The sequence below is a fragment of the Micromonospora sp. KC207 genome (assembly GCF_004348615.1).
GTDB lineage: Bacteria > Actinomycetota > Actinomycetes > Mycobacteriales > Micromonosporaceae > Micromonospora.
This window is the reverse complement of sequence record NZ_SMKJ01000053.1, coordinates 1-20,249: the sequence shown is the minus strand read 5'-3', so window position 1 is coordinate 20,249 and position 20,249 is coordinate 1. Positions and strand designations below refer to the sequence as shown.

At 71.6% G+C, this 20,249-nt stretch carries 32 protein-coding genes; 25 read left to right on the top strand and 7 right to left on the bottom strand.

What is annotated here, in order from left to right; translation table 11 throughout:
* The first annotated feature begins 11 nt into the window (after positions 1 to 11).
* The 4 genes from E1258_RS09580 (at position 12) to E1258_RS09565 (ending at position 2,385) form a co-directional block, all read left to right on the top strand.
* Positions 12 to 422, top strand: coding sequence for a hypothetical protein (locus E1258_RS09580; protein ID WP_132398820.1), 411 nt, complete (start codon positions 12 to 14; stop codon positions 420 to 422).
* A 185-nt stretch (positions 423 to 607) separates the two neighbouring features.
* Positions 608 to 1,081: a hypothetical protein gene (locus E1258_RS09575; RefSeq protein ID WP_132398818.1), complete on the top strand. Its 474-nt coding sequence runs from the start codon at positions 608 to 610 to the stop codon at positions 1,079 to 1,081.
* Positions 1,082 to 1,529: 448 nt separating this feature from the next.
* On the top strand, positions 1,530 to 1,901 hold the full coding sequence (locus E1258_RS09570; protein WP_132398815.1) for a hypothetical protein: 372 nt from the start codon (positions 1,530 to 1,532) through the stop codon (positions 1,899 to 1,901).
* A gap of 1 nt (position 1,902) precedes the next feature.
* The gene (locus E1258_RS09565) at positions 1,903 to 2,385 is read left to right on the top strand and encodes a hypothetical protein (protein ID WP_132398813.1); all 483 of its coding nucleotides are present in this window, start codon (positions 1,903 to 1,905) and stop codon (positions 2,383 to 2,385) included.
* 21 nt (positions 2,386 to 2,406) lie between these two features.
* On the opposite strand, the gene E1258_RS09560 is transcribed toward E1258_RS09565, so the two are convergent.
* The gene (locus tag E1258_RS09560; RefSeq protein WP_132398811.1) at positions 2,407 to 2,790 is read right to left on the bottom strand and encodes a hypothetical protein; all 384 of its coding nucleotides are present in this window, start codon (positions 2,788 to 2,790) and stop codon (positions 2,407 to 2,409) included.
* A 28-nt stretch (positions 2,791 to 2,818) separates the two neighbouring features.
* On the opposite strand from E1258_RS09560, the gene E1258_RS09555 reads away from it, so the two are divergent.
* The 14 genes from E1258_RS09555 to E1258_RS09490 all read left to right on the top strand — a co-directional run bounded on the left by E1258_RS09555 (position 2,819) and on the right by E1258_RS09490 (position 14,889).
* Positions 2,819 to 3,859, top strand: a complete 1,041-nt coding sequence (locus E1258_RS09555) for a hypothetical protein (RefSeq protein WP_132398809.1) — start codon at positions 2,819 to 2,821, stop codon at positions 3,857 to 3,859.
* Between the two features lies 1 nt (position 3,860).
* Positions 3,861 to 4,253: a hypothetical protein gene (locus E1258_RS09550; protein ID WP_132398807.1), complete on the top strand. Its 393-nt coding sequence runs from the start codon at positions 3,861 to 3,863 to the stop codon at positions 4,251 to 4,253.
* The gene (locus tag E1258_RS09545; RefSeq protein ID WP_132398805.1) at positions 4,253 to 4,711 is read left to right on the top strand and encodes a hypothetical protein; all 459 of its coding nucleotides are present in this window, start codon (positions 4,253 to 4,255) and stop codon (positions 4,709 to 4,711) included. Before E1258_RS09550 ends, E1258_RS09545 begins: the two co-directional genes overlap by 1 nt.
* The gene (locus E1258_RS09540) at positions 4,708 to 5,463 is read left to right on the top strand and encodes a hypothetical protein (protein WP_132398803.1); all 756 of its coding nucleotides are present in this window, start codon (positions 4,708 to 4,710) and stop codon (positions 5,461 to 5,463) included. The genes E1258_RS09545 and E1258_RS09540 overlap by 4 nt, the downstream gene beginning before the upstream one ends.
* Complete coding sequence (locus E1258_RS09535; RefSeq protein WP_132398801.1) at positions 5,463 to 5,906, top strand: hypothetical protein; 444 nt, start codon at positions 5,463 to 5,465, stop codon at positions 5,904 to 5,906. The genes E1258_RS09540 and E1258_RS09535 overlap by 1 nt, the downstream gene beginning before the upstream one ends.
* A 3-nt stretch (positions 5,907 to 5,909) precedes the next feature.
* Positions 5,910 to 6,335 (top strand): hypothetical protein, encoded by a 426-nt coding sequence (locus E1258_RS09530; RefSeq protein WP_207919489.1) that lies wholly within the window; start codon positions 5,910 to 5,912, stop codon positions 6,333 to 6,335.
* Positions 6,332 to 6,733 carry a hypothetical protein gene (locus tag E1258_RS09525; protein ID WP_132398799.1) on the top strand — a complete coding sequence of 134 codons (402 nt, stop codon included), beginning with the start codon at positions 6,332 to 6,334 and terminating at the stop codon, positions 6,731 to 6,733. The genes E1258_RS09530 and E1258_RS09525 overlap by 4 nt, the downstream gene beginning before the upstream one ends.
* A 158-nt stretch (positions 6,734 to 6,891) precedes the next feature.
* Positions 6,892 to 8,949: a hypothetical protein gene (locus E1258_RS09520; protein WP_132398797.1), complete on the top strand. Its 2,058-nt coding sequence runs from the start codon at positions 6,892 to 6,894 to the stop codon at positions 8,947 to 8,949.
* On the top strand, positions 8,949 to 11,738 hold the full coding sequence (locus E1258_RS09515; RefSeq protein ID WP_132398795.1) for a hypothetical protein: 2,790 nt from the start codon (positions 8,949 to 8,951) through the stop codon (positions 11,736 to 11,738). Before E1258_RS09520 ends, E1258_RS09515 begins: the two co-directional genes overlap by 1 nt.
* Positions 11,735 to 13,012, top strand: coding sequence for an alkaline phosphatase D family protein (locus tag E1258_RS09510; RefSeq protein ID WP_132398794.1), 1,278 nt, complete (start codon positions 11,735 to 11,737; stop codon positions 13,010 to 13,012). Before E1258_RS09515 ends, E1258_RS09510 begins: the two co-directional genes overlap by 4 nt.
* A gap of 9 nt (positions 13,013 to 13,021) precedes the next feature.
* The gene (locus E1258_RS09505; RefSeq protein WP_132398792.1) at positions 13,022 to 13,531 is read left to right on the top strand and encodes a hypothetical protein; all 510 of its coding nucleotides are present in this window, start codon (positions 13,022 to 13,024) and stop codon (positions 13,529 to 13,531) included.
* Positions 13,528 to 14,265 carry a peptidoglycan-binding protein gene (locus tag E1258_RS09500; RefSeq protein ID WP_132398790.1) on the top strand — a complete coding sequence of 246 codons (738 nt, stop codon included), beginning with the start codon at positions 13,528 to 13,530 and terminating at the stop codon, positions 14,263 to 14,265. The genes E1258_RS09505 and E1258_RS09500 overlap by 4 nt, the downstream gene beginning before the upstream one ends.
* Entirely contained in the window at positions 14,262 to 14,549 is a 288-nt protein-coding gene (locus E1258_RS09495; RefSeq protein ID WP_132398788.1) for a hypothetical protein, read from the top strand. Before E1258_RS09500 ends, E1258_RS09495 begins: the two co-directional genes overlap by 4 nt.
* A gap of 91 nt (positions 14,550 to 14,640) precedes the next feature.
* Complete coding sequence (locus E1258_RS09490) at positions 14,641 to 14,889, top strand: hypothetical protein (RefSeq protein ID WP_132398786.1); 249 nt, start codon at positions 14,641 to 14,643, stop codon at positions 14,887 to 14,889.
* Between the two features lie 100 nt (positions 14,890 to 14,989).
* On the opposite strand, the gene E1258_RS09485 is transcribed toward E1258_RS09490, so the two are convergent.
* The 5 genes from E1258_RS09485 to E1258_RS33190 form a co-directional block, all read right to left on the bottom strand.
* A complete protein-coding gene (locus tag E1258_RS09485) occupies positions 14,990 to 15,439 on the bottom strand; it encodes a hypothetical protein (protein WP_132398784.1) in 450 nt (149 codons plus the stop codon).
* Positions 15,440 to 15,453: 14 nt separating this feature from the next.
* Positions 15,454 to 16,203 carry a hypothetical protein gene (locus tag E1258_RS09480; protein WP_132398782.1) on the bottom strand — a complete coding sequence of 250 codons (750 nt, stop codon included), beginning with the start codon at positions 16,201 to 16,203 and terminating at the stop codon, positions 15,454 to 15,456.
* Positions 16,200 to 16,559, bottom strand: a complete 360-nt coding sequence (locus tag E1258_RS33195; RefSeq protein WP_165949702.1) for a hypothetical protein — start codon at positions 16,557 to 16,559, stop codon at positions 16,200 to 16,202. Before E1258_RS33195 ends, E1258_RS09480 begins: the two co-directional genes overlap by 4 nt.
* Positions 16,560 to 16,568: 9 nt before the next feature.
* Positions 16,569 to 16,925, bottom strand: a complete 357-nt coding sequence (locus tag E1258_RS09470) for a hypothetical protein (RefSeq protein WP_132398780.1) — start codon at positions 16,923 to 16,925, stop codon at positions 16,569 to 16,571.
* A 116-nt stretch (positions 16,926 to 17,041) separates the two neighbouring features.
* The gene (locus tag E1258_RS33190; protein ID WP_165949701.1) at positions 17,042 to 17,203 is read right to left on the bottom strand and encodes a hypothetical protein; all 162 of its coding nucleotides are present in this window, start codon (positions 17,201 to 17,203) and stop codon (positions 17,042 to 17,044) included.
* 148 nt (positions 17,204 to 17,351) lie between these two features.
* Between E1258_RS33190 and E1258_RS09465 the strand changes: the two genes are divergently transcribed.
* Positions 17,352 to 17,738: a ParB N-terminal domain-containing protein gene (locus E1258_RS09465; protein WP_132398778.1), complete on the top strand. Its 387-nt coding sequence runs from the start codon at positions 17,352 to 17,354 to the stop codon at positions 17,736 to 17,738.
* Entirely contained in the window at positions 17,738 to 17,935 is a 198-nt protein-coding gene (locus tag E1258_RS09460) for a helix-turn-helix domain-containing protein (RefSeq protein WP_132398776.1), read from the top strand. Before E1258_RS09465 ends, E1258_RS09460 begins: the two co-directional genes overlap by 1 nt.
* A 65-nt stretch (positions 17,936 to 18,000) precedes the next feature.
* Here E1258_RS09460 and E1258_RS09455 read toward each other — a convergent pair whose 3' ends face one another.
* Positions 18,001 to 18,180, bottom strand: a complete 180-nt coding sequence (locus E1258_RS09455; protein WP_132398774.1) for a hypothetical protein — start codon at positions 18,178 to 18,180, stop codon at positions 18,001 to 18,003.
* Between the two features lie 168 nt (positions 18,181 to 18,348).
* Here E1258_RS09455 and E1258_RS33185 point away from each other — a divergent pair, with 168 nt between their 5' ends.
* The 5 genes from E1258_RS33185 to E1258_RS33175 all read left to right on the top strand — a co-directional run bounded on the left by E1258_RS33185 (position 18,349) and on the right by E1258_RS33175 (position 20,186).
* Positions 18,349 to 18,504, top strand: coding sequence for a hypothetical protein (locus tag E1258_RS33185; RefSeq protein ID WP_165949700.1), 156 nt, complete (start codon positions 18,349 to 18,351; stop codon positions 18,502 to 18,504).
* Between the two features lie 79 nt (positions 18,505 to 18,583).
* Positions 18,584 to 18,736 carry a hypothetical protein gene (locus E1258_RS33180; RefSeq protein WP_165949699.1) on the top strand — a complete coding sequence of 51 codons (153 nt, stop codon included), beginning with the start codon at positions 18,584 to 18,586 and terminating at the stop codon, positions 18,734 to 18,736.
* 1 nt (position 18,737) lies between these two features.
* Entirely contained in the window at positions 18,738 to 18,977 is a 240-nt protein-coding gene (locus E1258_RS09450) for a hypothetical protein (RefSeq protein WP_132398772.1), read from the top strand.
* Positions 18,974 to 19,930, top strand: a complete 957-nt coding sequence (locus tag E1258_RS09445; protein ID WP_132398770.1) for a hypothetical protein — start codon at positions 18,974 to 18,976, stop codon at positions 19,928 to 19,930. The genes E1258_RS09450 and E1258_RS09445 overlap by 4 nt, the downstream gene beginning before the upstream one ends.
* Before the next feature lie 88 nt (positions 19,931 to 20,018).
* Positions 20,019 to 20,186, top strand: coding sequence for a hypothetical protein (locus E1258_RS33175; RefSeq protein WP_165949698.1), 168 nt, complete (start codon positions 20,019 to 20,021; stop codon positions 20,184 to 20,186).
* Positions 20,187 to 20,249 lie beyond the last annotated feature (63 nt).

Below are 20,249 nucleotides of genomic sequence, written 5' to 3'. Positions count from 1 at the left end.
GAGACACGATCATGGAGGCACTCGGCCGGGTCTTCAACCTGGCACACAGCGCGACCACCTCGGCGGTGCGCGTCAACCTCAAGGACGCGACCGGTGTGACGTTCGTGCTCACCGGCGCGTCGTCGGGCAACGCCACCATCGCCGAGCACGACGCGGCCAGCTCGGGCACGTCGCAGAACCTGGCGACGATCACCCGCTACTACCGGCAGTCCTCCGGGCTGTGGACCCTGGTCACCCAGGCCGCCGCCGCCACGTTCACCGCCGGCACGGGCGGCCTCGCGGCCTGCTACATCGGGGCCAGCGAGCTGTCCGACGGGTTTACGTACCTGTCCGCGTCGCACGCGTCCGGGTCGTTCGTGTACATCCTCCACGACCTCCAGGTGCAGCGCGACCCGGCGGCCCTCGCGGCGGTCACGGCGTGACCACCCCGGCCCGCTGAGCTGATGCGCCTCACGCCGTGCCCATCGTGTGGCTCTGCCGCCTGCCTGGCGCAGAGCCACACGATGTGTCGGCACACCCGCACCCGCCGGCCGGACCTGGTCCGGGTCGGCTCCACCGGCACCACCCCTACCCCCGCTCCGGCCGGACGCCGTAGGAAGGCAAGCGCATGACGGTCATCCTCGACCCCACCCAGTTCCACGGCGTGGCACGCGAACTCGTCGCCGGCATCCTCGTGGACCGGGCCACCGACACGCTCCCACAGACCACCGCCGAGGCGCTGTTCACGATCTCCACGGGCCGGGTGCTGCTCATGGGCATCGTCGGTGAGGTCACCACGGTCATCCAGACCCAGGCCAACAACGCGAAGCTCCAGGCGAACCCGACCACGGGCACCACCGTGGACATCTGCGCGGTGCTCGACATCACCGCCGACGAGGTGGGCTGCCTGTACGGCATCACCGGTGTTTTCTCCGATGCGCTGGTGGGGGCGAACGCGGGCGCGACGGTGTGGCCGACCCGGCCCGTCGTGTTGGCCCCGGGGACGCTCGACCTGTCGTGCTCGGCGTCGAACACGGGTGCGGTGAAGTGGTCGCTGATCTACGTGCCGCTCGACGCGGGCGCTGAGGTCACGGCGGCCTGACCGTGGCGCTGCGGGTGTGCCTGGCCTGCACGACCGCGTACGCGGCCGGCCTGGCCGGGTGCCCGCACTGCGGCGGTACCGATCATCACGAGGAGGGCAGCATGCCGAAGATCACCCGCCACGGTGGCCCGTCCATCGCCGCCGGCGAACCGGTTGCGCCAGTCAGCACCGAGCCGGGCTGCCAGCACCCCGACTGCGTGCTCGACCACCCCCACGCCGGCCCCGCCACCCTGGCCGACCCCGCCGACGAGGGAGGTGCGTCATCGCCTGGGAGCAACTCCTCAGCATCCTCGCTGGAGCCGCCGAAGAGCAGCGCGCCGACGAAGAGCAGCCGCCGCAAGCCTGCCCAAACGACGGCGAACCCCTCCGCGCAGGACCCGACGGAGTGCTCTACTGCCCCTTCGACGGATGGTCCTGGGACGGATCCGCCTGGGACAGGTGAACTGCGGTGACCGTAGTCCGGTCGCAGTCCACCCTGTACGCGGCGGCAGCACGCACCGCGACCCCGACGGCTGCGCAGTTCGGCGCGAACGGCGGGCGGGGCCTGCACCTGGTCATCAACGTCACCGCGGTGACGGACACCCCGAGTGTGGTGCCGACCATCGACGGCTACGACGCAGCCAGTAACACCTGGTACAACCTGCTCACCGGGGCGGCGATCACCGCGACCGGTACGACGGTGCTGAAGATCTATCCGGGGATCGCGACCGTGGCCGGCGCGGCGGCGTCGGACGTGATCCCGCAGACGGTGCGGCTGGTCATGACTCACGCCGACGCCGACAGCATCACCTACTCCGCCGCCGCACACCTGGTCGGCTGACATGCCCGACTACTTCAACACCCTCGACCGGCCGGGTGCCTTGTTCGTGCGCCGCACGGCCGACCATGCCGGCATCGCCAGCTCAACCGCGGTTGCCGACGACGGCGTGCTCCAGGTGTCCGTGGCCCCCGGCGCGGTGTATGTGCTCCAGGCGATGATCGTCTACACGGCGTCGTCGGCCGGCGACATCAAGCTCGGCTGGGCCGCTCCGTCCGGGTCGAGCCTGACGTGGACGCCGTGCGGGCTGACGACCACCACCACGACGGCGGCCGGGTCGGTGCGCCTGCCTAGCAAGACCCTCGCCGACACCGACATCCCGGGCGCGGTCGACGTGTCCACGCCGGTAACCGCCCTGCCTACCGGGCTGCTGGTGGTCGGCGCGACCGCTGGCCTGTTCAAGCTCCAGTGGGCCCAGGGGGTGTCCGATCTGGGCGCGACCGTCGTCAAGGCTGGCTCGTATCTGATGCTCACCCGGGCGGCCTGAGATGGCCGGCATGGGCAGGGATCAGCCGATCCGATCGCAGGCACGAGACACCGCGATGCGCGCCTCGGCGAGAGCGATCATCGGCTCGCCTCGCGGGTCGTCTGCGGTGGTGACGGTGCTGACCGCGTCGGCCAGGTCGCGGCCGGCGCTGGCCAGCCCTGCGTCTGCGGCCCGCCCGGCGAGGCGAGCGATGTTGCCGAGGTCGGCGGCCTCCAGCTCGGTGTCCTCGGTGAGGGCCCGGACGAGCCGGCACGCCTCCGCGCCGGTGTCGGCGGAGGTCGCCGAGGTGGCGGGGGCGGCTGCGGTGGTTGGTTCAGCTGCTGGCGTACCGGTCGGAGTGTCGGAGCAGCCGGCCACGGCTAGGCAGGCGACGGCGAGAGCGGGCAGCGCGCGGCGAATCGTCATCGGCGCAGGGTAGCGGGAGGGGGTAGCAGTGAGTGTCTGGTACACGACCAGGGAGCAGGTCAAAGCGGCCCTGGACAGCGTGGAGACCGCCCGCAACAACGGGCAGGTGGACCGCGCGATCGCCGCTGCGACCGGCACCATCGAGGGGCGCCTGCACCGCCGCTTCTACCCCTGGACCGGCACGCGCTACTTTGACTGGCCAAACGGGCAGTATGCCCGGCCGTGGCGGCTGTGGCTTGACCAGCATGAGCTGATTTCCGTCACATCCCTGTCCTCGGGCGGCGTCACCATCGGCGCGAGCGACTACTTTCTGCGCCCCTACAGCGGGCCTCCGTACAACCGCGTCGAGATCGACCTCGACAGCTCGGCGGTGTTCGGCGGCGGCTCCACCCACCAGCGGGACGTCACCATCACCGGCGTGTGGGGCTACCGCGACGACGAGTCCCGGGCCGGGACCCTAGCGGAGGCCCTCGACGCGTCCGAGACGGCCGTGGACGTCACCGACTCCGCCAGCATCGGCGTCGGCAGCATCCTGCGCGTCGACGCCGAGCGGATGATCGTCACCGGCAAGACCATGCTCGACACTGGGCAGAACACCGGTGGGGCGCTCACCGCGTCCGTCGCCGACGTCTCCGTCACGGTCGCCACCGGCAGCGCGTACACCGTCGGCGAGACGATCCTCATCGACGGCGAGCGGATGCTCATCGTCGACATCGCCGGGAACGTGCTGATCGTCAAGCGGGCGTGGGACGGGTCGGTGCTCGCCTCCCACTCGTCCGGTGCCGACATCTACGCGCCCCGCACCCTGACCGTGACCCGGGGAGCGCTCGGCACCACGGCTGCCGCCCACGACTCGGCGACCGCGGTCGCCCGCCACGACCCGCCCCCGGGCATCGTCCGACTCGCCACCGCCCTGGCCCTCGACGACCTGCTCCAGCAGTCGTCCGGGTACGCGCGGGAGGTCGGCTCTGGGGAGTCGCAGCGGGAGGCGTCGGGGCGGGCCCTGCGCGCCGTGTGGGACGACGCGTACACCGCCTACGGCCGCAAGGCCCGCACGAGGGCGGTGTGACGTGGACCTGACCATCACGGTGACCGCATCCGGCCCGATCCTCGACGGGCAGGCACCCGGCATCGTCGCCGACTACCTCGACGCCGCGCAGTGGGCCGTTGCCCGGCAGGGTGAGGTCGACATCGGCATGGAGCTGCGCCGCGTCATCCGCCAGCCCACCCCGTACTACTGGACGCAGATCACGACGGAGCGGCAGCGTGACGACATCGTGGTGCACGACCAGGGCGTCATCTACGGGCCGTGGCTGGAGGGCGTCGGGAGCAGGAATTTCCCGGTGACCCGCTTCAAGGGCTACTCCCACTGGCGGCGGGTGCGCCAGGCCCTCGACCGGCGCGCCGGCGACATCGCCGGCCAGGTGCTGCCCTACTACCTCGACCGGCTGCGGGGCATGTGATGGCCCTCAACACACAACCCATCCTCGACGCGGTTGTCTCCCACGCCCTCGCCAGTGGGCACTTCGAGCGGGTCAACGCCCACGAGCCGACAAGCGCGCCCGGCAATGGACTGTCGGCGGCGGTGTGGGTCGACGCCACCGAGCCGGCCCGAGGTGCGTCCGGACTGGCGGCCACGACCGCCCGGCTGACGCTCAACGTGCGGCTGTACACCAGCATGCTGTCCGAGCCGGCCGACGCGATCGACCCGCGGCTGATGGCCGCCCACGACGCGTTGATGACCGCCTACTCCGCCGATTTCACCCTCGGTGATCTGGCGCGCTGCGTGGACCTGCTCGGGCAGTCGGGGGTGCCGCTGTCGTCGCGCGCCGGCTACCTCCAGCAGGACTCAAGGCTGCTGCGGGTAATCACGATCACGCTGCCGGTGCTGGTCAACGACGTGTGGGAGCAGACGCCATGACGAAGTCTTCCGGCCTGGGCGCGCGGCTGTACGTGGCGGGCAGCGACCTGTCTGGGGATGTGGGCAGCCTGTCGCGGATCGGCGGTGGCCCCGCGCCCCGCGACGTCACCGGCATCAACAAGAGCGCGTACGAGCGGATCGGTGGCCTGCGTGATGGCGGCATCGACTACCAGGCGTGGTTCAACCCGGCGGTGGGCGCCGCGCACGACGTGCTGTCTGCGCTGCCCCGCACCGATCAGGTGACCACCTACTGCCACCGGGCCACGATCGGCTCGCCGGCCGCGTGCTGCGTGGCGAAGCAGATCGGCTACGACCCGACCCGGGCCGCCGACGGGTCGCTGACGGTCGCCGTGCAGACGCAGGCCAACGGGTACGGCCTGGAGTGGGGGACGCTGGCCACGGCGGCGACGCGCACCGACACGGCGGCGACGAATGGGGCCAGCATCGACCTGGGTGCGGCAGGTTCGTTCGGGTTGCAGGCGTACCTGCACGTGCTCGCGTTCACCGGCACCGATGTCACGATCAAGCTCCAGCAGTCCTCCGACGACGGGGGCGGCGACGCGTTCGCCGACGTCACCGGCGGCGGGTTCACGCAGGTAACCGGGGGCGCGCCGCTGGCGGAGCGGATCCAGACGGCACGCGGCCAGGCCGTCGAGCGGTACCTGCGGGTCGTCACCACCACGACGGGCGGGTTCACGTCGCTGGAGTTCGTGGTGGTCGTGGCCGTCAACACCACCTCGGTGGTGTTCTGATGCGCCCCCTGTTCCGGGTCACTCCGGCCGCCCCGCCGACGGCCTACCGGACGTACCAGATCCTTGCCCCGGCGGCGACGCATTGGCGTGCGGCAACGTGCGCGGAGGTCGACTGCGCGGCGTGGCTGCGGGGCTGGTCGACGACGGTCGACGAGACGACGGAGCTGGGCGGCCGGCAGGCCCACTACATCCGCACCGGCTCGGGCCGCGGCTTCGCCGAGCGGCGCACCGAGGCCGGGCTGACCGTCTTCGCCTTTGAGGCAGGCCAGCGATGCTTCCGCGCCCATGAACACCGGGTGCAGGTGCGGCCGGAGTCGTACCTGATCCGGCCGGGTGACTGGCGGGACCTCGGCGACCCGCGCCGGGTGGGGTCGGCCCGGTCGTGGGTGGACGACTTCGGGGAGCACCAGCAGCGCCTCGCAGACCACAGGCAGAGGGGATAGATCATGGCCAAGGAGACCGGCCTCGGCTGGACCGCGCTCAGCGTGGACGACAGCGGCGGCACGCTGCGGGACATCCGCAACGACATCACGAACTTCCAGTTCTCCACACCCCGGGGCGTGCAGGACGTTACCGGCATCGACAAGTCGGCGATGGAGCGACTGCTGCTGCTCGCCGACTTGTCGGTCACCCTGAACGGGGTGTTCAACGACGGCTCCAATGCGTCCCACGACGTTTTCAAGACCGTGCCGTCGACCAGCGTGGCCCGCGAGTTCACGCTCACGGTCAGCGGGCAGACGCTCGGCACCACCCCGACGGCGACGCTCCTGTTCACCGACTACGCGCTCACCCGCGCGCAGGACGGGTCGCTGACCTGGTCCGCGCCCGGCGTGCTCGCCAACGGCGAGGTGCCCACCTGGACGTCCGCGTGACCGGATACCAGGTGCCCCGCCGGGTCCTCGACCTGGAGCTGCCCAGTTACCCGGGCCTGACCGTGCAGGCCCGGTCCATATCCATGGGCCAGGTTCTGGAACTGTCCCCGTCCATCGAGGCCCGCATCTTCGGGCCGGCGATCGCGCCGGAGAACCTGCCGCACCTGGAGAAGGTGCTCGCCGCTTTCTCCGCCGCGCTGATCGGCTGGAACCTCACCGAGGACGGCCAGCCGGTACCCGCCGACGCCACCGGACTACGGTCCCTCGACCCGGACCTGTTCCGCGCCCTGGTCCTCGCATGGATCGACGCGATGGTGCAGGTCCCGCGCCCTTTGGCGCCGCCATCAGCCGGTGGCGAGCCGTCCCCGGAGCTGTCGATCCCGATGGAGGTGTCGTAGGGCGGCCACGTGAGCTGGCCGAGGCGGAGCTGATCCTCGGCCTCTGTGACCGGTTTAAGTGCCTGCCGTCGCAGGTGCTGGCGGAGGACGCGGGGCTGCTGCGGCTGCTGCGGATCGAGGCGTACGGAAAGACCCACCAGGGGGAGGAGGTGTAGCAGGTGGCCAACGACATCGAGATCCGGGTTACCGGGTCGGACGGGTCCGGGCCGGCGATGCAGTCCGCCACCCGCAACGCCCAGTCCCTGCGGGCCGAGGTAGCCAAGGTCTCCACGTCGATGAGCGCCGCCACCCGCACCGCCGATCGGATGTCCGACGCCATCGTCGGGCTGGCGGGCGCGTCGGGTACGTCGAGTAGGGCCCTGGCGCGGCTGGACACCGAAATGCTGTCGCTGGGGCGGGGCGCGGCGTCCGCCGACGAGCGGGTCGACGAGCTGCGCCAGTCCCTGGCGGACCTGGGCCGCGCGGACGCGCAGGTGCGGATCGTCGACGCCGGCCGGGAACGCGCCGAGCTGCGTAAGGCGGTCGACGCGGGTGCGCTGCTGCCGGACGTCACCCGGCAGGGCGGGAAGATCGGCGAGGCCCTCGGGCAGGCCGTGGGCAGCTCGGCGGGGCCGCAGGTGGTTGCCGGCCTGACGGCGCGGCTGACGTCCATCGGCGCAGGGCTGGGCCCGGCCGCCGCGGCGATCGGCGCGCCGCTGGCCGCCGGGATCGCCGTGTGGCTGGGCGCGTCCGTCGCCGGGGCGATCATCGGCGGTGCCGGCGCTGGCGGGGTCGTCGGCGGCCTGACGATCGCGTCGAAGCATTCCGCCGTGCAGCAGGCCGCGACGGCGCTCGGCGACGAGTTCGAGGCGACGATGCAGCAGGCCGCGGTCGGGTTCGTGCCCGCCGCCGTGCAGGGCATCGGTGTGCTGCGGTCCCACCTCGGGGAGGCCCGCGACGACCTGGAGTCGATCTTCGCGAACAGCAGTCGGTTCGTGGTGCCGCTGGCCGAGGGGGCCGGTCAGGCGGTGCGCAGCGTCCTCGGTGGGGTGCGGGACCTCGTCGAGCAGGCCGACCCGGTCATCGACTCCATCGCCGACGGGATGATCCGCATCGGCGACGCCGCCGGCGATGGGCTGTCCAGCCTCGCCGACAACGCCGACTCCGGGGCCCGCGCCCTGTCGATCCTGTTCCTGCTCGTCGAGCAGGGCGTGCGCGGCTTCAGCAACCTGGTCAACGTCTTGGCGGAGACGTGGGAGCTGATGGAGATCGGCGGGGCCGCCCTGTCGGGCAACCTGCCGCAACTCGTCGGCCTGATCGGTGAGATGGCCACCCGGACCGACGAGGGCGAAGAGTCGAACTCTGAGTTCGCCCAGTCGTTACAGGAGATCCTCGCCGGCTTTCGGGGCGAGGAGGATGCGGCCATGGCTGCCGCGCAGGCGCTGCGGGAGTACGCCGACGCCGCCGACCGGATTGTCGACCAGAACCTGGACGTCGCCGAGTCGACCCTGCGGTACCGAGACACCCTGCGCGAGGCGAAGGACGCCATCGAGAGCGGCCGGAAGGTCACCGACGACGAGTCGGAATCGCTGCTCCGGCTGGCCCGCCAGTCGAACACCCTGACGGAGGCCCTCGAGCAGCAGGGTGCCACGACGGGCGAGCTGGCGGAGCGCAACCGGCAGGCCCGCGAGGATTTCGTCTCGACCGCGGTGGCGATGGGTCACAGCCGGGAGCGGGCCGAGGAACTGGCCGACCAGTACCTAAAAATCCCCACCAAGGTGAGCACGGAGATTGAGGCGGACACGGGGCAGGCTGCCCGGAACCTGCGGTCGGTGCGGGACCTTCTCGCGCAGATCCGGTCGAAGCGCGTCGTGGTCACCAGCGTGATCCGGTCGGAGGGCCGGATGGTGCCCATCGGTGACGGCGTCGGCGGCCGGGCCCACGGCGGTATCACCGGCGCGGCGGCCGGCGGTCTGCGCGGCAACCTGACGTGGGTCGGCGAGTCGGGCCCGGAGCTGCTGGAGCTGCCGCCGTCGACGATGGTCCACCCGGCGGGCGAGAGCCAGCGCATGGCGGCCGGGATGGCCGCGCCATCTGGACCGATGGTGATCGAGGTGCACCCGGCGGGCCGGTCCGACACGGCCCTCATGGACGCCGTTCTGGAGGGCCTGCGGTTCGTGGTCCGCGTAGGCGGCGGCAACGTGCAGACGGTTGTCGGCACCGGAGAGGCGGCGTGATGGCGTTCCCTGCTGACCCGCTGCCCGTCGCCGTGGAGCTGGAGATCGATGGCGCGTGGGTGAACATCGCGGCGGCGGGCGACGTGTTCGGCGGCGAGCGGGACCAGATCAGCATCACGCGGGGTCGCCGGTCGGAGGGCGGCCGGGTGGATCCGACGAGGGTTGGCCTGTCGATCCGCAACTCGTCCAGCACCACCAGCGGCACCTACTCGCCGCGTAACCCTTTGTCGCCGTACTACGGCAAGATCGGCCGGAACACGCAAATGCGGGCGTCCGTGGGCACCGCGCACCTGGGGGCCGGTGACGGTACGGCGACGGCGTCCACGTCGCACGTCGCCCCGTCGGTGACCGCGACGGGCGCGGGGCTGCTGATCTGCGGGTGGATGTCCGACAACCCGGTCAACTACACGCTGCCGGGGTCGATGACGGCCGGACCGGCGGAAACCGACGGCACGTACTCGACGCTGCGTACCGCCTACGAGGCAGTGACGGCCGGCGCGACTGGGACGCGGACGGCGACGGCCAGCACCAGTCAGGGCTACGTGGCCGTGTCCGCTGTCGCCCACGGCACCTCGGTGGCGGTGGAGGAGACGCTGTCGGGGGTGTCGTCCACCCTCGCGGACGTCACGCTGACCACGGACGCGGCGACGGAGGCCGGCTGGTGGCTGGTGGCCGTGCAGGGGTGGGTGCGTGGGTCCGACGTGGCGATGCCCGATGCCCCGTACGGGGATGACGGCGGGTGGGTCCTGCTCGGCGATTCCGACTCCCTGACCGGCGACTTCTCGTCCATCACGACCTACCTGCGGCTACGGGTGTGGGCGCGGCGCGTCAACACGGCCGGCGCGCAGACCGTGATCTTCGCGGGCAGCTCGGAGCCGGGGGCGGCCGACAACCAGGCCGCGCTCTACGTGCTCAGCGGCGTGTCCGACTGGCTCATCCGGGCGACGGTGGAGGTGCCCGAGTGGCCGCCCCGGTGGGATGTGACCGGCACCGACGTGTGGGTGCCGATCGCCGGTGCGGGGGTGCTGCGGCGGCTGGGGCAGGGCTCGTCGCCGCTGTGGTCGCCGATCCGCCGGGCGTTGACGGGAGCGGGCGCGTCGGTGCAGGTGGGCCGGTCGCTGCTGCCGGTGGACTACTGGTCGCTGGAGGACGTGTCGGGTTCGACGGAGGCCGCGTCGGCGCTGTCCGGTCGGCGGCCGGCCCGTGCTCAGGGCACCGTGTCGTGGGCGGCGGTGGACACGGCCGGGTCGCAGCCGATACCCGACTGGTCCGCCGGTGGGTCGCTGTCGGCGCCGATCACCGGGATCACGGAGACCGGCGACTGGGGGGTCGGCTGCCGCATCAACATCTCCGGGACGACGTCCTGGACAGCCCTGGCCGTGGCCGTATCGGGTGGCCTGTACGACGAGCTGCGCCTGGTCCTGACGTCCACCACGGTGGCGGTGGACGGGGTCGACGAGTCGGGCACCTCGACGATCGTCGGGCCGATCGTCGAGAGCGTCATGGACGGCGACGACCACTGGATCGAGGTGTGGGAGCGGGACGCCGGCGGGACGCTCACCTGGGAGGTGTACCTCGACGGGGCGGTGCTCGTGTCCGGCGTGGACTCCGGGTCGCCGGGTCGTCCGACGTCGGTGCGGGTGCTGTCGCGCACGTCCGGTGAGGCGGGGCTGGGACACCTGGCTGTGTGGGCGGACCCGACGGTCGCCACCTGGCCGCTGGTGCTGGAGGGCGCGGTGGTGGGCCACGCCGGTGAGAGCGCCGGGCGGCGGGTGGAGCGGCTGTGCCGTGAGGAGGGCGTCGCGATCCACATCGTGGGTGATCCGGACGCCTCGGCAGCGATGGGTGTGCAGCCGACGGGCACCCTGCTGGATCTGCTGCGCCAGTGCGAGGACGCCGACGGTGGGGTGCTGTACGAGCCGCGTGAGACGTTGGGCCTGGCGTACCGGACGGCTGCATCCCGGTACAACCAGGCGGCCACGCTCGGGCTGACGTACGGGGCGACTGCTGAGGTGGCTCCGCCGCTGGAGCCGTCCGACGACGACCGGTACACCCGCAACGACGTCACCGTGACCCGGTCGGGCGGCAGCTCGGCGCGGGCGGAGGTGGACGAGGGTCCGCTGTCGGTGCTGGAACCGCCGGATGGGGTGGGCCGATACGACACGGCCGCGACCCTCAACGTGCACACCGACGAGCAGCTCCCGTCGCAGGCGTGGTGGCGAGCGCACCTCGGCACGTGGGACGAGGAGCGGTATCCGACGATCCGCGTCAACCTGGCGGCTCTGCACGCGGCTGGCAAGACCGCGCTGGCGGAGGCTGCCGCGTCCCTGGACTGCGGGGATCGGCTGACGATCGCCAGCACGCCGGTGTGGCTGCCACCCGGGCCGGTGGATCAGCACGGCGAGGGCTACACCGAGACGCTCGCGCAGTACGTGTGGGACCTGAGGCTGGTGTGTTCACCGGCCGGACCGTGGAGGGTGTTTGTGGTAGGTGACCAGGTGCTCGGCCGGTTGGACACAGCCGGGTCGGAGTTGGCGTTGGCGGCCGGTGAGGCGGACACGTCGCTGGTGGTGGCGACGGACGCCGGCCGGCGCCCGTGGATTACGGACGCGGACCGCCCGCAGGACTTTCCATTCCACGCGGGATTCGGTGGCGAGATGGTGCAGGTGACGGGCATCTCCGGGCCGGCGAGCCCGCAGATTTGGACGGTCGTCCGGTCGGTCAACGGGATCACCAAAGAGCACCCGGCGGGTACGCGGGTGCGCCTGGCGTACGTGGAGGCGTCGTGAGCGTGGTGTGGATGATGGTGGGGGCGACAACCGACACGAGCGCGGTGGTGTCGACCAAGGTGACCGGGTCGGCGTCCGTGCGGGTGGGCGTGTCCACCTCGGCGAGTTTCACCTCGCCGGTCTGGTCGGCGTCGACGGTGACGAGCAACAACCACGCGAAGGTCAGCCTGACCGGGCTGACCGCCGGCACCCGGTACTACTGGCGCGTCGAGGACAACGGCGTCGTGGACAACTCGGTGACCGGCCAGCTCCGGACCGCCCCGGCCGCATCCGGCAGTGCGGCGAGCTACACGATCGGCTGCATTGGCGATGCAGGCCTCACGCCGACCACGCCCGGGGTGAGCGGCTCGGCGACGAGCAGGCTGTCGAATCACTCGATCTTCGACACGATCCGGACCAAGGCGCTGGCCGAGGATTGGCTGATGGTCGCCCACCTGGGGGACCTGTGTTACTACGACCTCGGCTCCGGCAGCCACGGCCTCAGCTCGGCCGCGAGCCTGGCGCAGTACCGGTCGATGCTCGACGACGTGCTCGCTCAGCCCCGCCAGCACCAGCTCTACCGCGAGGTGCCGTGGCAGTGGATGTGGGACGACCACGACTACGGGCCCAACGACTCGGGTGCGTCGGCGCCGGGCCGGGCCAACGCCCTGGCCATGTACCGGGAGCGCATCCCGTCGTACACGCTGCCCGGTGGGGCGGGCACACCGATCTACCACTCGTGGCAGATCGGCCGTGTCCTGTTCATCTCCTCTGACACCCGGTCCGACCGGGCCGGGTCGACGATGCTCGGGTCGGCGCAGATGTCGTGGCTGGACACGCTGCTGTCCACGTCCACCGCTGAGGCGCTGGTGTGGCTGATGCCCACCCCGTGGCTGGGCGTCGGCTCGGACACGTGGGCCGGGTACACCTCCGAGCGGGACGACATCGTCGACATGCTCACGGCCGGTGGGTGGGCCGACCGGATGCTCATGGTCAACGCCGACGCGCACACCCTGGCCATCTCCAGCGCGACCGGCAACCCGTACGGCGGTTTCCCGGTCATCTTGTGCGCCGGCCTCGACGCGACCCCCCACTCGTACTCCACGCAGTACGACGGCGGCGCGTGGCCGGGCCGCGAGCAGTACGCCACCGTCCAGGTCGACGACTCCGGCACCGACATCTGCCTCACCGCGACCGTCTACCGGCGCGAGCGCGCCATCTCCTGGGTGTCCGTCAACACCGGCGGCACCACCCGCGTGCCCGCCGGTAACCCCTGCCACGTCCTCGCGCTCTGAAAGGGAGCCATGACCATCGACTTCTTTGCCGGGCAGGTCCCGACCGCCGACGAACTGCTGGCTTTGGCCCCCGGCTACGTCGCGCAGGGCTCCTCCCAGGCCGTCACGTCGTCGACAACCCTCGTCGACTCGGCCATCGTCGTCCCCGTCAACGGCCTGTCCATGATTGACCTGGCCGTCCGCTACACGGCCCTGGCGGGCGGCATGCGGTGGGCGTGGTCGGTGACCGGCACGGTAACGATGCTGTCGCGCAGCATCCTCTCGGCCGGCGAGTCGACGTCGACGACCGCCGGCACCGCGAACATCGCCGACTACCGGCTGCGACAGATCGCCACGGCGACGGAGGAGCAGACCACGGCCCAGTTCAACAACGCATCGACGCAGCTCATCCGGGAATGGCTGATCGTGGACGGCGTCGGCGACGTGACGTTCCGATTCGCCCAGCAGGCGTCCAACGCCAGCGCTACCACGCTCAACGCGGCGAGCTTCGCCACCGTCGAGCGGTTGCGGCAGCTATGAGCGGCTGGCGGCTGGCCCGATCCCTCGAGGTCCTGCGCGCCGAGGTCAACACGATCGCGCCCGGCCGCTCGAAGGTGTCCGACGGCACGATCGGAGACGCCGCACACCGGGGCGGTGCGTCGGACCACAACCCGAACGCGGCCGGGGTGGTCTGCGCGATCGACCTGACGCACGATCCGGCCCACGGGGCGGACATGCACCGCATCGCCGAGCACATCCGCACCCGGCGGCACGTGGCGGCGAAGTACGTGATCTGGAACCGGCGGATCGCGTCGGCCTCGTCGGGGTGGGCGTGGCGGACATACACCGGCTCCAACCCGCACACCAAGCACATGCACGTCTCCGTCGGCACCGGGCCTGACGGGAAGAGCACCGGACCCTACGACGACACCAGCCCGTGGGGGCTCAGCACAGGGGGGATCGACATGTTCTGCAAGCTCGGCGACAAGGGCCCCGTGGTGGAGGCGATGCAGCGGCTGCTGATGGTGGCCGGGCACCCGCCGGAGGGAGGCGCGGATGGCGACTACGGGCCGGCGACGTCCCGGGCGCTGCTGGCCGCCCGCCAGGAGGTGGGCACCACGGCGACGAGCGGCGACACCTACTCCCCGGCCGCGTATGCGCAGCTGTTCCAGCTGATCGCCCGGAGGCAGAGCACCCCGCCCGCCCCGTTGCCGACCCGGCTGCTCATCACAGGCGAGGTCACCGCCACCATCCCGGGCCAGGCCCGTGCGTGACGCGCCGGCGCATCACACAGCAGCACATCCGGGACTCGTCATCCGTCCTGCTCGGCCTGGCGATCCTGGTCCATCAAGCGTTCGTCGTGCCGCCCGGGGGCGCGTCGGAGATCCTGGTGCTCGCCGGACTCACCCTGCTGACCGGCCCGGCGGTCGGCGGGGTGCTGGGGCTGCGGCGCGACGCGGTGACGTCGGACGCATCGCCCTCTCCGTCGTCGCCCTCGTCGTCGCTGCCGTCATCCTCGCCGCCGGCCGCATCATCCGGGGCGGGTGAGACGCGGTGAGCGCCTGCGGCTGGCGGGTCCTGGTCGTGGCACTGCGCGACATCTACGACTGCCCGGGGCGTCCCGGGCCTGAGAGCTGAGGAGGCTCACCATGTCCACTCCCACCATCCCCTCGTCGGAGGCGTCGGAGCCGCTGCTGTCGGTCGGCGGCATCACGGCCGGGGTGACCGCGCTGATCGCGCTGGTGACCGCGTTCGGCCTGGACCTGTCGGCCGAGCAGCAGACGGCGATCCTCGGCGTCGTGGCCGTGCTCGCGCCGCTGGTCGTGTCGCTGGTCGGCCGGGGCCGCGTGTATTCGCCGGCCACGGTGCGGTCCCTGCTGGCGGTACGCGGCCGGTAGGCTCCCCATCGCGGTGCCGGCCCCCCGTCCGGCATCGTCTAACAGCAGCGCCCCCGCTCTGGCCTCACGGCCGGGCGGGGGCGTTTCGTGCTGTCCGGGGTCAGCCGGTGGGGTCGCGGCTCAGCTCCCACCACCAGTTGCCGTCCACCTCACCCGGCCCCTCTACGCCGGTGCGCTGCCAGCCGTCAGCCTCATGCAGCGGGATCGGCTGAGCGAACAGGTAGGTGACGGCCGGCAACCTCGCTGGCTGGACCACGTCGCGGTGCCGACGGGCGTATACCGCCTCATACAGGCCCTGCCCCCGGTGGTGGGGATGCTCGTAGTTGGAGTGCGCCCGCAGCGCGGCCCCGTCGGGGGTGGCTGCGCACCACGCCGCCGGGGCACCGCCGACCAGCGCCACGCACCACACCGTGCCCGGTCGGTCCAGCTCGTCAGGGGTGGACTCGGCGTCGGCCCACAGGCGGGCAACCAGCCACGGATCAGCTCGGATGGAGCCGAGCAGCCATGCGTACTCCTGCCGCCCATGCTCCAGGATGGTTACCCCTCCCATTGCGGTTCCCTTCTCTACGGCGGGAGTACCCGCACTGTGCTTGACCGGCGGCGACGCCAATCACGGTGGTAGCTGGCGTTCTTGGCCGTGCATACCTCACATCGGCAGCCGTGGCGGTAGCCGTCGAGCCCGTGACTAACGGCCACGTCACCCGCCTGGACGCCGCGCCGCGCCTCCACGCACACGTCGCACCGGCAGCCGTGGCGGTAGCCGTACAGCCCGTGCGTAATCTGCACCGGCAGCCCGGCTTCTACTGCTTGCCGGCGGGACCGCAACCGCGCGTTCTCGGTGGCCCGGTATGCCTCCATGCCCGCGCCCTCGAACACGTCCTGCCGGGGGGAACGCCTGCCGATGTCCAGGAGGCCGGTGCGTAACTGCCACTCGTACCGGCGGGACACACCCGCCGCCTTGGCGATCTCCCCGTACCGCAGCCCCGACGTCAGGCCGGCTTGGAGCGTGAGGGCGTCCCGGCGTGCCCGGCGGGCCAGGTAGTCGGCATCTGCGGCTGCTGCGGTGTACGCGGCGACCCGCAGATCGGTGTCGCTGCTCGGCATGTCCTCGCGGTTTCCGGCCGCGATCGCCTCGTCGATTCGGGCTTTGCTCAGGCCGGTCACGGTGACCAGGTGGGCTACGGTGCGTCCGGCGTGCCGTGCCGCGCGGATCGTGGCATCGAAACGCGCGAAAGCCTCGTCGCTGGCCGCGCTGGCGGCAGTGACGGCCGCGCCCGCGCCACGCAGGCGACGCAGCCACTCGTCTTGACTCATCGCTCGCCCAGGGCTTTGAGAAGGGACATCCGGTCGATGCCGCAGGCGAGGGCGGCGGCCTTTTTCTGGCTGCCGGCCCGGACGAGCATGACGGCGTGCTGTACGGCCGCTACGTACGCGGCCCGCTCCCGTCGCCGCGCTTCGGTCAGCGCCCGGGACGCCTCATCGGCGGTGGTATCGCCGAGCAGGTACTGCACGGTGGCGGACAGGGCGGCGTCGCGATCGTCTTGGTCGTCGGGGTCCGGGTACCGCTCGGCGATGTCGGCTGCGGCGGCGGCGAGCTGGTCGCGCTGGTCGTCGGTCAGCTCGGCCCAGGCCGGGCCTGCCCAGGCGGCCAGGTCGTTGGTGCTGGTCATGGTGGCCTCTCAGTTCTGGCAGGCGGCGTCGTAGGCGGTGCCGATGAGGTCGAAGAAGTCGTCGTCGATCGGGTTGACAGAGATGATCTGGGTGGGGTGGATGAGGATTTCGCCGTGGTCGGCGTCGAGGGGGGTGTCGTCGCTGAGGTCGCCGGTGAGTTCGATGAGGACCCAGCCGCCGGAGCCGTAGGGAATGCCTGAGCCGAGGGTGGCGAGGTAGGTGGCGAGTTCCTCGCGGGAGGCGCAGACGGAGACGCCGACGCGGTCGAGGTCGTCTCGTCCCCATGCCCGGGAGGTTTGGCAGTCGGCGTCGAGAAGGAGCGCGGGGTCGAAAATGCCGTCCTGAACTCGGAAGTACGTCGTCATGTAGATGAGTCTACACGATTGATGTAGACGTGTCTACACGTGCGGCGAGCACACCCCCGGACGCACAAAGGCCCCGGCCTTCCTGGTGGAGGTCGGGGCCTTTGTGCGTCCGGGGGTCAGGCGGCCAGGGCCATTTCGGCGTAGGCCCGCTCGTCGATGGCGGCCCGGCGGTGCTCGGCCCGCTCGCAGCGCCGGCAGGCCTCCATCGTGCCGCCGCTGGGGGCGGGGACCTCGCGGGCGCCGGCCTGGCCGCAGATCTCGCAGTCGATGCTCGTCATGTCCGTCTCCCCTTGTCGCTCCCGCTTTCTGTACCCATAGTCTAGCGCACGTACTTGTCAATCGTCAAGCCAGACTGCCAGGTAAATGCACATCTCTACCTCAGCTTTGCGCTTGACGAACGACAAGTGAGTCGGCTACAGTAGAGCCATGACGCAGACCACGGCCACCGACGCCCACCGCATCGAGGCACCCCACGCCCCCGAGGACGACGCGAAGCTGGGCCTCCTCATCGAGGCCATGCAGGCGAACGGCTGGCAGGGGGCCCCGGTCGTGGTCATCGACCGCGAGGATGCCGACCCGCTCGCGGTCACCGGCTCTCACCGCATCGCCGCCGCCCGCGAGGCCGACATCGACGTCCCCACCGTCGACCTCGCCGAACTACTCGCCGAGCACGGCGTCAACCTCGCGGAGATGATCACCGACTTCGAGGCTGGCGGCTACGACACCGACTCCGCGATCCTCGAAGCCGCAATCCGGGGGGCCGGCATGCTGCCCGCCGACGTGGCCGACCACTACGGCCTGGACCTGCACTGATGCCTACGATGCCCCGCGACCCGCGCATTCCCGACCTCGTGTCCGCTACCGAGGCCGCCGAGATCCTCGGCATCTCCCGCCAGGCGGTCAACCTGCGGGCATCGCGTGGGCAACTCCTCGGCGCGCAGGTCGGCACGACGTGGGTGTTCCGCCGGGCCATCGTCGAGGCGGCCCGCCCCGCGCCGGCGACCGAGTAGCCCACCCCGCACAGCGACGCGCCCCGCACGGCTCCGGCCGGCGGGGCGCTTTCGTGCGTCCAGGGTCAGGCGGGCGGCTCGGGGCGCTCGGGCAGCTCGGCGTCGGGCTCTCGCAGGTACCAGGCAATGAAGCGGCGGAGCACCTCGGATCGGTTGGTGCCGGCCAGCTTGGCGCGCTCGGCGAACCGTCGCCACAGGTCGGTGGCCACGCGGAAGCTCTGGAGCGACGTCCCCTTGCTCGGCACGTTCGCAAGGGTGTCATGACGGGATGAGGGGTGGGGGGTTGCGGGTGTCATAACACCCACCGTATCGTGGGTGTCATAACACCCACAAGCCCCGGAGACGGGGCGGCCCCCGGGTAGCGACTGCAACGCGAACCGGGGGCCTCGGATCGACTGTGAAGGAGTCGACCCATGAGCATCTTCCACGATGCGCGCAAGTCCGCACAGCCCCCCACCAGCTCCGACCGCCCGACGCTGCCCTACGACTGGGCGTCCCGGCCGCCGACGGAGGACACCGACGCCGCTGCTGCGGACGTCCTGCGCAACGCCAGCAAGCCCAAGCGCTGACCCTCACGGCCCGGCGGCACCATCCGCGCGCCGCCGGGCCACTTCTGCCTGCCCACCCCTCGCCGTGAGGAGCACCCCCATGCGTGCCCGTATCGACCGCTGGGTCTACCGCACCGTCGCCGTCTGCGCGCTGCTGGCTGGCCTGGCCGTCCACCACAACCACACGACGCGCCCCTGCACGCCCGACCTGGGTGCGGCCGGCATGTGCGTCTCGATCCCCCTGGAGTCCTGACATGTCCCACCTGCTGCTGATCCTGATCGGCGGGCCCGCCGCCATCGGTGTCACGGCCAGCGCGGCCGTGATCCTCGTGCACCGCCACGGCGACCCGGAGGCGGCCCGCGTCTACCTGGCCGAGCTGCGCGCCCGGCGAGCCGCCACGATCCGCGAGGCGTACGGCATCCGCGTGCACCGCGTCGGCCACGCCGAGCCCACCCCGACGCCGAACGTCCGCCCGAAGGCGGTGGCCCGATGACCACCCGCACCAACACCGTCAACGCCGTCCAGGGCGGCGTCCTGTGGGGCCTGCCGGCCGCCCTGACCGCGCTCGCCGTCGTGTGGACCCTCGTCGCCGTCGGCGGCCTACTCGACACCCAGGCACCATCGTGGGTGGCCCACAGCGCCGGAGCCCTGTTTGACCTGGTGTGGGTGTCCGCGATGCTGCACGAGCGGGCGCACCGCCGGTCCGCGTCCACCTCCCGCACCCCCACCATCCTCGGGTGGGCGCTGCTGGCCGTGTCCGTCGCCGCCGTCCTCGTGCACGGCCTGATCGCCACCAGCGTGCCCATCGCGGTCATCGGCGCGACGATCCCCATCCTCGGCAAGGTCACCTTGCAGATGGCCATGTCCACGGCCGCCGTGCGGATCACGGCCGACGCTCAGCGGAAGGTCGACCTGGTGCGGTCGCGGGGCCGTGACGCCGTCGCGGTGGCGCGGGCCGTCGACGAGGTGAAGGCCATGGGCGAGGCGGTGGGCGCTGAGCACACGGCCCGGGAGTACCGCTCCCGCGTCAAGGCCCACGCCGAGGTCGACACCGCCCGCCGGGCCTACGAGGCGGCGCTGATGGACCGTGCCGCCGACAGTGCCGACACCGTGCCGGCCGGGGAGCTGCCGTCGTTCGGGCTGATCTCCGACGACGACATTCGGGGGCTGCTCGACTCGCTGACCGTCCCGGCTGTTACCGCTGGTGGCACGCCTGACGGCACGGGTGCGGCGCAGGGGGGCGACGGCTACGGCACGCCTGACGACAAGGCCCTCCAGTTGCTCGCCGCCGAGGTGTACGCCGCCGCTGAGGTGGACGAGGACCCGCCGAGCCTGCGGGAGTTCCGCCGGCGGATGCGTGAGGCGCTGACCGTGCGTCGGTGGAAGGCGTCCACGGCGCTGGTCGACCAGCTGTACCGACACGAGAAGACGTTGCGCGCGGTCTGACCGTCTCCCGTGGGGCATCCGCCCATCACCGGATGCCCGCGCGGGACCGGCCAGACCCACTGGACGGTACAACCCGAGAGGACGAGACATGCCCAGCAAGAAGTCGACATACGGCGAGTTGGAGCAGCAGGTACTTGCGGAGATGCCGCTCGCTTCCGAACTGGAAGTGATGGCTGAGATCACCCGCCGGGTGGCCTGCGAGCCCACCCACATTCCGCAGGGTGACGTCATCTCCATCTCCACCACCCCGCTCTGACCGCCCCCGTGGCCGCCGGGCCCACCACCTCGGCGGCACGCGGAGGCAGCCAGACCCCCTGGC